This window comes from Sphingomonas sanxanigenens DSM 19645 = NX02 (assembly GCF_000512205.2).
Classification (GTDB): domain Bacteria; phylum Pseudomonadota; class Alphaproteobacteria; order Sphingomonadales; family Sphingomonadaceae; genus Sphingomonas_D; species Sphingomonas_D sanxanigenens.
This window is the reverse complement of record NZ_CP006644.1, coordinates 31,290-43,391: the sequence shown is the minus strand read 5'-3', so window position 1 is coordinate 43,391 and position 12,102 is coordinate 31,290. Positions and strand designations below refer to the sequence as shown.

11 protein-coding genes are annotated in these 12,102 nt (G+C 67.3%); 6 read left to right on the top strand and 5 right to left on the bottom strand.

Features of this window, described 5'->3' with window-relative positions; genetic code table 11:
* Positions 1–3 precede the first annotated feature (3 nt).
* The 5 genes from rpoD to NX02_RS00205 all read left to right on the top strand — a co-directional run bounded on the left by rpoD (position 4) and on the right by NX02_RS00205 (position 6,846).
* A complete protein-coding gene (gene rpoD, locus NX02_RS00225) occupies positions 4–2,037 on the top strand; it encodes an RNA polymerase sigma factor RpoD (protein WP_025290204.1) in 2,034 nt (677 codons plus the stop codon).
* Between the two features lie 141 nt (positions 2,038–2,178).
* The gene (locus tag NX02_RS00220; RefSeq protein WP_084718157.1) at positions 2,179–2,802 is read left to right on the top strand and encodes a DUF6975 family protein; all 624 of its coding nucleotides are present in this window, start codon (positions 2,179–2,181) and stop codon (positions 2,800–2,802) included.
* Positions 2,803–2,892: 90 nt separating this feature from the next.
* Positions 2,893–3,738 carry an AAA family ATPase gene (locus tag NX02_RS00215; protein WP_025290202.1) on the top strand — a complete coding sequence of 282 codons (846 nt, stop codon included), beginning with the start codon at positions 2,893–2,895 and terminating at the stop codon, positions 3,736–3,738.
* A gap of 163 nt (positions 3,739–3,901) precedes the next feature.
* Positions 3,902–5,080 (top strand): vWA domain-containing protein, encoded by a 1,179-nt coding sequence (locus NX02_RS00210; protein ID WP_025290201.1) that lies wholly within the window; start codon positions 3,902–3,904, stop codon positions 5,078–5,080.
* 47 nt (positions 5,081–5,127) lie between these two features.
* A complete protein-coding gene (locus NX02_RS00205) occupies positions 5,128–6,846 on the top strand; it encodes an ATP-binding cassette domain-containing protein (protein ID WP_025290200.1) in 1,719 nt (572 codons plus the stop codon).
* Here NX02_RS00205 and NX02_RS00200 read toward each other — a convergent pair.
* The 3 genes from NX02_RS00200 to NX02_RS31955 are packed head-to-tail and all read right to left on the bottom strand — an operon-like array spanning position 6,809 to position 9,794.
* Positions 6,809–7,846 carry a nucleotidyltransferase family protein gene (locus NX02_RS00200; RefSeq protein WP_025290199.1) on the bottom strand — a complete coding sequence of 346 codons (1,038 nt, stop codon included), beginning with the start codon at positions 7,844–7,846 and terminating at the stop codon, positions 6,809–6,811. The two genes, NX02_RS00205 and NX02_RS00200, sit on opposite strands and share 38 nt — an antisense overlap.
* Positions 7,846–9,018, bottom strand: a complete 1,173-nt coding sequence (locus NX02_RS31960) for a nucleotidyltransferase family protein (RefSeq protein WP_025290198.1) — start codon at positions 9,016–9,018, stop codon at positions 7,846–7,848. Before NX02_RS31960 ends, NX02_RS00200 begins: the two co-directional genes overlap by 1 nt.
* The gene (locus NX02_RS31955) at positions 9,015–9,794 is read right to left on the bottom strand and encodes a sulfotransferase family protein (RefSeq protein WP_025290197.1); all 780 of its coding nucleotides are present in this window, start codon (positions 9,792–9,794) and stop codon (positions 9,015–9,017) included. The genes NX02_RS31960 and NX02_RS31955 overlap by 4 nt, the downstream gene beginning before the upstream one ends.
* Before the next feature lie 102 nt (positions 9,795–9,896).
* On the opposite strand from NX02_RS31955, the gene NX02_RS00185 reads away from it, so the two are divergent.
* Positions 9,897–10,973 carry a glycosyltransferase family 4 protein gene (locus NX02_RS00185; protein WP_025290196.1) on the top strand — a complete coding sequence of 359 codons (1,077 nt, stop codon included), beginning with the start codon at positions 9,897–9,899 and terminating at the stop codon, positions 10,971–10,973.
* Here the strand turns inward: NX02_RS00185 and NX02_RS30460 are convergent.
* Both NX02_RS30460 and NX02_RS30455 read right to left on the bottom strand, forming a co-directional pair.
* Positions 10,949–11,380 (bottom strand): PqqD family protein, encoded by a 432-nt coding sequence (locus NX02_RS30460; protein ID WP_025290195.1) that lies wholly within the window; start codon positions 11,378–11,380, stop codon positions 10,949–10,951. The genes NX02_RS00185 and NX02_RS30460 overlap by 25 nt on opposite strands.
* Positions 11,381–11,402: 22 nt before the next feature.
* Complete coding sequence (locus NX02_RS30455; protein WP_158013838.1) at positions 11,403–12,089, bottom strand: glycosyltransferase family 2 protein; 687 nt, start codon at positions 12,087–12,089, stop codon at positions 11,403–11,405.
* Positions 12,090–12,102 lie beyond the last annotated feature (13 nt).

Sequence of the window (12,102 nt, the reverse complement as noted above, 5' to 3'; positions counted from 1 at the left end):
CGTATGGCGAAGGCGAACTCCCAGGAAATGACGGACAAGACCGACGGTAGCGGCGATGCGCCGCTCATCGACCTCAACGAAGCGTCGCTCAAGAAGCTGATCGCCCGCGCCAAGAAGCGCGGCTACATCACGTACGATCAGCTCAACGAGGCGCTGCCGCAGGATCAGATGTCGTCGGACCAGCTCGAAGACGTCATGTCGGCGCTCAACGAAATGGGCGTGAACATCGTCGAGAACGAGGACGCCGGCGAGGACGCGGAGCCCGAGGACCAGGCCGACGACGAGGCCGAAACGCCGGATTCCAATGACGGCCCGTCGGCCAATGTCGCCGAAAAGAAGCGCGAGAGCGTCGATCGCACCGATGACCCGGTGCGCATGTATCTGCGCGAAATGGGCGCGGTGGAACTGCTCAGCCGCGAGGGCGAGATCGCCATCGCCAAGCGTATCGAGGCAGGCCGCGACACGATGATCCTGGGTCTCTGCGAGAGCCCGATCACCTTCAACGCGATCATCGACTGGTCGAACGCGCTCAACGAAGGCACGATGCAGCTCCGCGAGATCCTCGATCTCGACGCGATGCTCTCCAAGGATCCGGCGCCCGAAAGCCTGACCGAGGACGGCGAGGAAGCCGACGGCGAGATTTCCGAGAAGACCGCCGGCCCGTCGTACAAGGAAGAAGAGGACGTCGAGGAAGCCCCGGCGGAAGACGACGACGAGTCGATGACCGAGCGCCGCGCCAAGCGCCCGTCGGACGACGAGGAAGAGGACAACACCCTCAGCCTCGCGCAGATGGAAGAGACGCTGAAGCCGGCCGCGCTCGAAAAGTTCGCGACGATTACCTCGCTCTACAAGAAGTTCACCAAGCTGCAGGCCGCGCGCATCGAAGTGCTCGGCGTGGGCAACGACTTCGGTGCGGCCGAGGAAAAGAAGTATCAGAAGCTGCGCGAGGATCTCACCGCCGAGGTGGAGAGCGTGCAGTTCCACGGCGCGAAGATCGAATATCTCGTCGACCAGCTCTACAGCTACAACCGCCGCCTGACCGCGCTGGGCGGGCAGATGCTGCGCCTTGCCGAGCGCCACAAGGTGCCGCGCAAGGACTTCCTCGACCGCTATCTCGACCATGAACTGGACGAGGGCTGGACCGCCGCGGTCGCGACGATCGACAAGAAATGGGGCAATTTCGTCGCCATCGAAGGCGCCGCGGTCGACCGCATTCGCGCCGAGATCGGGGAAATCGCGCAGGCGACCGGCATGGCGCTCGCCGAGTTCCGCCGCATCGTCAACATGGTGCAGAAGGGCGAACGCGAGGCGCGCATCGCGAAGAAGGAGATGGTCGAGGCCAATCTCCGCCTCGTGATCTCGATCGCCAAGAAATACACGAACCGCGGCCTGCAGTTCCTGGATCTCATCCAGGAGGGCAATATCGGCCTGATGAAGGCGGTCGACAAATTCGAGTATCGCCGCGGCTACAAGTTCTCGACCTACGCCACCTGGTGGATCCGGCAGGCGATCACCCGCTCGATCGCCGATCAGGCGCGCACGATCCGCATTCCGGTGCACATGATCGAGACGATCAACAAGCTGGTGCGCACCAGCCGCCAGTTCCTCCACGAGCAGGGCCGCGAGCCCACGCCCGAGGAGATGGCAGAGCGGCTCTCGATGCCGCTCGAGAAGGTGCGCAAGGTGATGAAGATCGCCAAGGAGCCGATCAGCCTCGAAACGCCGATCGGCGACGAGGAGGATTCGCACCTGGGTGACTTCATCGAGGACAAGAACGCGATCATCCCGGTCGATGCCGCGATCCAGGCCAACCTCAAGGAAACGGTCACCCGCGTGCTCGCCTCGCTCACCCCGCGTGAGGAACGCGTGCTGCGCATGCGCTTCGGCATCGGCATGAACACCGATCACACGCTGGAAGAGGTCGGCCAGCAATTCTCGGTGACCCGCGAACGCATCCGCCAGATCGAGGCGAAGGCGCTGCGCAAGCTCAAGCACCCGAGCCGCAGCCGCAAGATGCGCAGCTTCCTCGATCAGTGAGCCATTCAGGCCCTCTCCCGTAAAGGGAGAGGGCTATATCCACGACCCGCGTAAACTCCGCCTTTACGCAACCGGCCTAACCATCCCCGCATGGTGATCGAGGCGATTCGAAAATATGGTCTGGACGATGGCGCGGGCGCCATGCTGTCTGCGCTGGTGCGTGACGACGGCAGCGCCGCGCATCGCTGGTTCCGGTCGCCCGCGCTGACCAGTGGGCGCCATGCCGCGCGCAACCTTTCCGACGCGATCCATTATCTCTGCCTGCTGCACGGCACGCAGCCGGCGCTGATCGACCAGGTGCCGGCGCATGCGGTGCACCCCGCCGCGGCGGAGTGGCTGACAGCGGCCGTCGCCGGCTTCGCCATAGAGCGCAACAATCTCGCCAATCTCGCGGTCGCGGCCGGGCCAATGCCGAGCACGCCGGGCCAGGCCGAATGCGAGGCTGCGATCAACGGCCAGCGCCATGCGCTTGCCACGCTTGCCGAATCCGGCCGCGTCGGCTGCGCGATCGGCGCCGCCGCCGCGTTGCTGCTCGACTGGGCGGCGATCCGCATCCTGCTCGACGATGCCGCCGAGCGGCTGGGCGTGCCTCCCCTCCCCGCCACCTTGCCGGGCGTCGATGCCACATTGGCCGTGATCGACGCCGCCGCCGAAACCCCCATCATCACGCGGGCGATGACCTTCGGTGCGCGCCAGATCCTGGGGCAGCAGCGCGGCCTGTGGGATCTGCTCGAAGCGCGCCGGGACGCCCGCGACCGCGGCTGACCGCCCCTCCGATCGGATGCGCGGTATGCTTGCGCGCCCGACACCGGCACCCTATCCCGAAAAGGGGGAATGGCCGGCGAGAGGAACGCGATGCGGTTCGAAGGCACCAGCAACTATGTCGCCACCGACGACCTGAAGGTCGCGGTCAACGCCGCAGTGACGCTCAGGCGCCCGCTGCTGGTGAAGGGCGAACCCGGCACCGGCAAGACCGTGCTCGCGCAGGAGATCGCCAAGGCGGCCAACGCGGCGCTGATCGAATGGAACATCAAGTCGACCACCAAGGCGCAGCAGGGCCTTTACGAATATGATGCGGTGGCGCGGCTGCGCGACGGCCAGCTCGGCGATCCGCGCGTGCACGATATCGGCAATTATATCCGCCGCGGCAAATTATGGGAGGCGTTCACTGCCCCCGAACTGCCGGTGCTGCTGATCGACGAGATCGACAAGGCCGACATCGAATTCCCCAACGACCTGCTGCAGGAACTCGATCGCATGGAGTTCCACGTCTACGAGACCGGCGAGACGGTGAAGGCGGTGGAGCGGCCGATCGTCGTCATCACCTCCAACAACGAGAAGGAATTGCCCGACGCCTTCCTGCGCCGCTGCTTCTTCCACTACATCAAATTCCCTGATCGCGAGACGATGCGCGACATCATCGAGGTCCACTTCCCCGGCATCCAGAAGATCCTCGTCCAGAAGGCGCTGGAGCTGTTCTACGACGTGCGCGAGGTGCCGGGGCTCAAGAAGAAGCCCTCTACCTCCGAACTGCTCGACTGGCTCAAGCTGCTGCTGGCGGAGGACCTGCCGCTCGACGTGCTGCAATCGCGCGACGTGACCAAGGCGATCCCGCCGCTCCACGGCGCACTGCTGAAGAATGAACAGGATGTGATGCTGTTCGAACGGCTCGCGTTCATGGCGCGGCGGCAGAAGGGGTGAGGGGTAGGCGCCTTTTAGCCCCTCCCCTTCAGGGGACGGGTCGGGGTGGGGCAAGCACCGGCGGGGGCTCGACGCTCCCGGTGAGGCTTTCGGGGACCGTATCAGGGCTCGCTTCGATCGCCCCCACCCCAACCCCTCCCCTGAAGGGGAGGGGCTTTTAAACATGTTCCTCGCCTTCCTCAATGCGCTCCGCGCCGCCGGCATCCCGGCCTCGCTCAAGGAGCATCTCATCCTCCTCGAAGCGCTCGACCGCGACGTGATCGAGCGTCGGCCCGAGGACTTCTATTATCTCGCCCGCGCCACCTTCGTGAAGGATGAGAGCCTGCTCGACCGGTTCGACCAGGTGTTCGCGAAAGTCTTCAAGGGGATCGAGACCAGCTTCGGCGCCACCCCCGCCGACATCCCCGAGGAATGGCTGCGCGCCGTCGCCGAACTGTATCTCACCGACGAGCAGAAGAAGGAGATCGAGGCGCTCGGAAGCTGGGACGAAATCATGGAGACGCTGAAGAAGCGGCTCGAGGAACAGCAGGGCAAGCATCAGGGCGGCAGCAAGTGGATCGGCACCGGCGGCACCAGCCCCTATGGCCATTCGGGCTATAACCCCGAGGGCGTGCGCATCGGCGGCGAGGGCAGGCAGGGCCGCGCGATCAAGGTGTGGGAACAGCGCGACTTCCGAAACCTCGATTCCACCCGCGAACTGGGCACGCGCAACATCAAGGTCGCGCTGCGCCGCCTGCGCCGCTTCGCGCGCGAGGGCGCCGCGGACGAACTCGACATCGACGGCACGATCGACGACACCGCGCGGCAGGGCTGGCTCGACATCCGGATGCGGCCGGAGCGGCACAATGCGGTGAAATTGCTGCTGTTCCTCGATATCGGCGGATCGATGGATCCGCATGTGAAACTGTGCGAGGAATTGTTCTCGGCCGCGACCACCGAGTTCAAGAATCTCGAATTCTTCTATTTCCACAACTGCCTCTACGAAGGCGTATGGAAGGACAATCGCCGCCGCTTCGCGGAACGCACGCCGACCTGGGACGTGCTCCACAAATATGGCCATGACTATAAGGTAGTGTTCGTCGGCGACGCCGCGATGAGCCCCTATGAGATCACCCACCCCGGCGGATCGGTGGAGCATTTCAACGAGGAATCGGGCGCGGCGTGGCTGCAGCGCGTAACCGGCATCTATCCGGCGACCGTGTGGCTGAACCCGGTGGAGGAGTCGCATTGGGGCTATGCGCATTCGACGAGGCTGGTGCGGGAGTTGATGAATGATCGAATGTATCCGCTGACCCTCGGCGGGCTCGACGACGCCATGCGCGAACTCACCCGAAAGCGCTGATGGCGATGGCCGTTCCGCCACCGCCATCGCACTGATCGGCGCGTAGAATGGTCGCCGGCAAGCTCCGCCAGCTCTACCGCCTGATCGGGCCACGCTTTTTCATCGAACAAGCGCTTCACGTCCTGCCGCTGGCGCTGATCGAGATCGCGACTCTGCTCGTGCTGCGCTGGCTGCTGCTGCTGCTCTATGGGCTGGCCGGCCCGGCCGGCGTCGATCATTATTGGCCGGCCGGGCTGCGCACCGGCACGGCGCTGGTGGACGGCCTCGCCCTCGCCGCCGCTGTTGCACTGTTCCTCGCAGCGCGCTTCGTGGCGGTGGGCCAGATCAGTCGATCGATCTTCCGCCGAACGATGGCCGAACAGGTCAGGCTGACCAGGGACCTGCTCAGAACCTATCTCGGCCAATCCCATGACCTCCAGGTGGTCAGCGACCGGTCGGAACAGCGCCAGACCATGTTCGTCTCGGCAACCGCATTGGTCCACCAGCTCCTGCTGCCGGCCGCCCAGTTGATGGTCGACGGGCTGGTGATGCTTGCGCTCGTCGCGGTGCTGCTCTGGCTGGAGCCGGTGGCAACGCTGGCCGCGGTCGGCTGGATGGCCGCGGTCTACGGCCTGCAGACCGCATGGGCCCGCCGTCACGCGCTTCGTCACGGGGCAAGGCGATGGGACGCGCTCAACCAGATGCGGCGGATATCGGACGGTGCGCTGGGCGACGCCGGCGCGATCAAGCTGAGCGCCAGCGAGAACGCCTTCTCGACAATGTTCGACCAGGCCGCCACCGCGCATGCCAACGCCGTCGCCGACGAGCATGCGCTGGGACAATGGCCGGCGCACATGCGCGAACTGGTGCTCGTCTCCGCGATCGGCGTGCTGACCGTGGCGTTGCTGCTGCAGGGTCGATCGGGTGCCACGCTGGTTCAGGCGCTGACGATCTTCGCCGCCGCCTCCGTACGGTTGCTGCCGGCGCTGCAGCGCTCGGCGACGATGGCGCAGAAGGTCAACGCGCACGCGCCCGATCTTGCGAGGATCATCGCGGATCGCAACCTGCCCGTGGAGGTGCTGGAGCCGCGGCCGGAGCAACCGGTGGAGCCGCTGTTCGCGCGCTCGATCGCACTCGACGCGGTCTCGCTGACACGGCCGGGCGCCGCGACGCCGATCTTCGCCGGTGTGTCGCTGACCATCCGACCAGGCGACCGCATCGAGATATCGGGCGCGTCGGGTGCCGGAAAATCGACGCTGGTGCTGCTCTTGTGCGGGCTGATCAAGCCGACCGCCGGGCAGGTCCTGATCGATGGCGAGGGCGGCGATGTCATCGGGCGCATGCGGCGTGCCCGCGTGGCGCTCGTCGCGCAGCATCCGTTCCTCTTCGCAGCCCCGCCGATCGACAATCTCGCCTTCCCGCACCCGATCGAGACGCTCGACCGCGCACGGGCGGAACGGGTCATCGCCGAACTCGGCTTGCCTTTCTCGCTCGACGACGACCGCGCCGAGACGGTCCAGCGGCTGTCCGGGGGCGAACGCCAGCGCCTGGCCATCGCCCGGGCGATCTGCGGCGCGCCCGACCTGCTGATTCTCGACGAGGCGACGTCACAGCTCGATCCGGAAACCGAACGGCGCACCTGCGCCTGCATCCAGCGGGAATGCGCCGATGCAACGATCGTGATGGTCGCGCACCGTCCGCTGCCCGCGCTGCTCGATGCGCACCGCTATCGGCTGGACCATGGCCGGCTCAGTGCGATCGGATGCGCACCCGCCGCACGAGGCTAGCCCGCACCGCCGCCCGCGCGCTCCGTTGCGCATGGCGTTCCGCCCGGATCGCGCGCGCCGCGCCGACAAGATCGGGCCGGCCGCAAGCCCGCAGCAGGAAGCCGGCGCGGCCCGCCGTCGCCATCGCCCGGAGATAGCGGACATCGCGAATCGCCGCATCGTCCCGCGCGCCGGTCCGCGCGAGCGCGGTGCGCAGGAGCGCGATGCGGGACGCCAGCACCACATCGTCGCTATGAACGTGCCGCGCCAAATGCGCGAGCGACCGATCGGCATGACCGGCAAAGCCGAAACGCCGGACCTGGCGGACGAAGCCGTCCGGATCCGGTGCCGCATGCCGAAGCAGCGCGGCAAGATCGATCGGCCAGCGCGCCGCGAGCGACATCTCGACCAGGCTGGATCCGATGAGTTCGACCGCGGCGAACGCCGCCCCGCCACGCGCATCGGGCTCCATCGCCAGCATCGTCCAGCCGAACGGGCGGAGATGCACCTCAACGGCGATGCGATCCGGCCCGGAGAAAATGCGCTTGTGCGGCGCGAGCCGCGGGGCGGCAACGATCGATGTCCAGCCCTCGGCGCGCACGAGCGCCGCAACCCGGTCGCCGGCGGCCTCGTCATCGACCAGCCAGCGCAGCGCGTGGCAGTGTCGATCCAGCGGCCTGGCATAATAGCGGCGCGCGAAATCCCAGCCACGCACCGGTTGCACCGAAAGTCCGTGTGCGCGGAACAGCGCCTCGAGCGCCTCGCCCTGTTCGGCCGCCATCGCCGATCGCTTCTCCTCGCGCAGCGCGAGCGCGGTCAGGCGACGGTGCGCGGCAACCGGCAGCGACAGACCCAGCAGGCGCAGGTTGCCGGCCAGCACGGCGGGATTGGGGACCGGGCCACCGTCGCGCTGCGACAGTCGGGCGGCGAGGCGCGCCGCCGCCGCCCGCAACGCCGCGTCCGGCGCGGCGCCGTCATGGGCCAGCGCCAGCGGCAGCAGCGCATCCGCAAGCCCCTCCATCAGCGCGTGCCCGGCCGGATCCGCGCGACCGCGCGACCGATGACCTCTGCCCAGGTCATGCAGCGGAGCGCACGCATCCGATAATAGGCCGGATAGCCGAGCAGACGGAGCAGCGGGGGCGCCGGATGCCGCAAGAGGTAGTGAGACAGGCTGGCGCCGATCGTGACCAGCGGGCTTGGGCGCGTCAGCCGTGCGCGCAGGTCGAGGCGTCCCCGCGACCCGCGCCGCGCGCCCGCAAGCCGATCCAGCACCGCCGGCGGCACGATCTCGCCCTTCCCGCCGACACGCGCGATCTCGCCGAGGCCGATCGAGAATATGCGTTCGAGCCTGGCCTGCTCCACGAGCGTGCACAGCCGGTCGAAGTCGATATCGGCATCGTCCAGACGGAGCAGCGCGAGAGCATCGACCAGCCAGCGAATCGGCACGACCTCGTTCCAGTTGATGCCGTGCTCGATCGTCTCGAACAGCAGCCACAGATCGGAGGGGATAAGCCATTGCCGCCCGCGATAGGCGCGCATGACCGTCGCGCCGGCAAACGCCGCCGACAATGCGGCATCGAATTCGAGCGGCTCGCGCGCGACCCAGTGGATATCGACGAAGACGCCACCGGGCATTCGGTAGGTGATCTTGACGCGCATCGCCGCGATCCGGTCCGGATCGTCGGTCCGCGGCCGATCCTCCTTGCGTGTCCAGCCCGCAGCCTCGATCAGCGCGAGGCACGGTGCGAGCGCCGCGCGATCGACGAAGATGTCGATATCGGAGGACGCGCGGATGACCGTGTCGCCGAACACCCGGATCTGCAGCGCGATGCCCTTGAGAAACACCGGTGTGATGCCGGCGCCGGCGAACAGGTCCGCAAGCTGCCCGGCGGCGTCGAACAGCAGTTCGTGCCGGGCACGGGCGCCGCGCCGCTGCGCGCGGATCAGCGCAAGGTCGGCGGGTGGCAGCCGGGCGGCGTCGATGCGGTGCGCGACAAGCGCATAGAGCCGCCGCTCGCCCTCGTCCGCAACGACATCACCCAGTGCGGCGCGATAGCGCAGCCAGGCCGCCATCGCATCGTGCGGCCCGGTCGCCGCGTCGACGAGGTCAGCGAGACGCCCGGCCGCCAGCACGCCGCCATGGCCGTCCGCCGCCGTCGGCCGGGACGGACGCGTCCGGCCGCCGGGGGTCACCGGCCGCCGCCCAGAGCAGCAGCGATCTCTTCTTCCCAACGCGTACCGCGGAAATGGGCGAGCAGGTCTTCGCGGTTGGTCACACGCTGGGCCAGGCTGCCCCGCGCCAGCTTGCGGGTGTTGTGGTTGAGCGGACGTGGCGGCACGCCGAGGAAGGCGCAGAGGCTGGCGTCGACGCCCGGCGGATCGGCCACCAGATCCTCGTAGAGGATGCGGAGCATCGGATGGCCGCGGAAGCTCTCGGTGACGATATCGGACATGAGCGCATTGCCCATGAAGAAGCGCCGGCAATGCTCGGGATCGATGGCGTGGGCCATGGTCGGCGGAACGTCGGCATCGCGCGATACGTTCGCCACGCCCGTCGCCTGCAACGCCACCGACGACAGGTAATGCGCCAGTCGATCGCGACGATCGAGCCAGATGATGTGAAGGTCTCGATCGTCGACAAGGGGTCGCAGCGCCTCGCGGTGGCGCATGAACTGTTCGTAGAGCAGCTTGAAGCCCACCGCCCCGATGCCGCGCGGATGCCGGCGCCACGGATAGCGGCGGAGGAACAGCATCGGGTCGCGCAGCGGATCGGCGAAGCTGCGGCCGGCATGAAGCAGTTCGGTGAAACAGCAGATCGCCGGATGCGAGGCGCAGCGCTCGACGAGCAGCGTCGATCCGGCACGGCCCGGCGAAAGGATGATGAAGCGGCGATAGTCGCGCCGGCCACCCGCGATCGCCAGCCGGCGCAGATAGGCAGCGGCGCGGCGCGCGAGCCGTGTGGCACGCACCGCTCGCGCCCCCTCCTTCACATGCCTGCCCGATCGGCGCTATCCATCCCGTGATGGTCTCGATGCCGGTTCTAAAATCAAGAGGCTGTGGGGTTTCAGCATATGCGCATCCTGATCTGGGGAAATTGCTATCCGCGGATCGGTGGGATCGAAACATTCGTCGGCCATCTCGCCGAAGCGCTGATCGACCGCGGCCATGCCGTGGCCATGCTGTCCGATGCCCCGGCCGGACGAACCGTCTCGACCCACGGCGCGCCGGTTTGGAGCGTACCGATGGTCGAACCGATCAAGGCCGGCGATCCTGCGGCCATCCTCGATGCCATTCGGGGGATCCGCCAGGCGATCACCGCCTTCGCGCCGGACATCATCCACTACAATGTGGCGGCAGCCGAATGCATGCTGTTCGACAAGGTGATGCAGTCGGCCGGGATTCCGGCGGTGGCGACGCTGCACAACACGCTGCTGTCGCAGGGACAGTCGACGGGCGCGCGCCTGCTGTCTCGCTCCGACGTGGTGACCATCGTATCCGCCTATCTTCACGCGACGATTCCGGACGCGGCGATACGCAGCCGGATCCGGCTCATCCCGAACGCTGTCCCGGCACGCGCCGCGCCCGGGCCCTACCCTGCCCGCCCGCATGTCTTCGCGCTCGGCAGGATGGTCGAGGAAAAGGGGTTCGACACGCTGATCGATGCCTTCGCGTCGGTTGTGCAAGCCCATCACGGCGCGGTCCTGACGCTTGCCGGCAACGGCCCCATACGGTCGGCGCTGGAGGCACGCGCGGCGGCGCGCGGCATTGCCGACGCGGTCGCCTTTCCGGGCTGGATCGAGCCGGGCGACGTGCCCGCCGCTCTCGCGTCCGCAGCCGTGGTGGCGATGCCGTCCCGCTGGCAGGAACCGTTTGGCCTCGTCGCGCTCGAGGCGGGGCATGCGGCACGCCCCTGCGTGGCGGCGCACGTCGGCGAACTGCCCTCGATCATCGTTGACGGTGAAACCGGCCGGCTGGTGCCGCCCGACGATCCAAAAGCGCTCGCGCACGCCCTCATCGGGTTTCTCGCCGACCCTGCGGCGGCCGAAGCAGCCGGATGCCGCGCCCGGCAACGCATGGCGGCGCATTTCGACTTCGGCAGAATGGTCGATGCCTATGTCTCGGCCTATGAGTGCGCGCGGCGCGGCTGATCGATCATCTGGTGGGACAGTTCCGGCAAGGGCGGATCGAGCGCCACCATTTCGGCGACATCGTCATAGGCATCCATCGCCGGCGCGGCATAGGTCGGCGGCCAGTCGACGTCGACGGCCGATCCCGATGCAGACGGGTGCGCGGCATCCGCTTCGGCGAGGAGCCCCTGCTCGCACAACGCGCGGGCGAATGCCGCCAGTTCCTCGTCGATCAGCCTCTCGGCCGGAAATCGCAGTTTCAGGGACGCGCTGATCTCCTCGAGCGCAGTGCCGGCGGACAGACGATCCCATGCCACGGCTGCCACGCCATCGAGCCCGAAATACATTCCGGTGTCGAGATTGATGATCACCGCCTCGCCGTCGACGAGCTTGCCGATCACCTTGTCGGACGCCAAGCGATACTTCATCGATCCACTCCCACGCCAACGATCAGCTGTTTGCAGCGCCATCCGTTTTGGTGGTCGATGCACGCGACGCCTTGCGCAACTTGAACGCCAGGTCGATGAGCCCGTCCAGCGTTTTCTTTCGACTGTCGTTGTCGTGGTGGATCCGGCGCTCCAGCACGACATCGCCGATGCGCCCCAAATTCGCGCCGCTGCGGACCAGCTCCGCCGTCCAGAGCGGCCCTTCGGCCCAGCCGCCGCTTTCCGGAAAGGGCGGCATGCGATCGAGCAGTGTCCTGCGGAACAATGCCGCCATCAGCACCAGTCCGCGCTGGACGCCGACGAGGTGGCGGTTCGCGTCCGCATCCCGCTCTGCGGCGAGCGCGTCGATCCAGAAATTGCGCCAGCAGCCGAACACCGCATCCCAGCCGGGATTGGCCGACAATGCCCCGATCATCGCCTCGAGCGCATGCGGGGGTGCGATATCGTCTGCATCGAAATAATGGATCACGTCGCCCTGCGCGGCCGCCAGGCCGGCATTGCGCGCCGCGTGATAGCCGCGATTGGGTTGTCGGATCAGCGTCACCAATTCCTTGCCGGCAGCAAGGGCGCGCGCGGCGCTGTCATCCGTGCTGCCATCGTCGACGACCACGATCTGAACCGGCGGCCGCGTCTGCTGGCAGAGACTTTCGATCGCCGCCCCGATATAGGCCGCACCGTTGAATACCGGCATGATGCTGGTCACT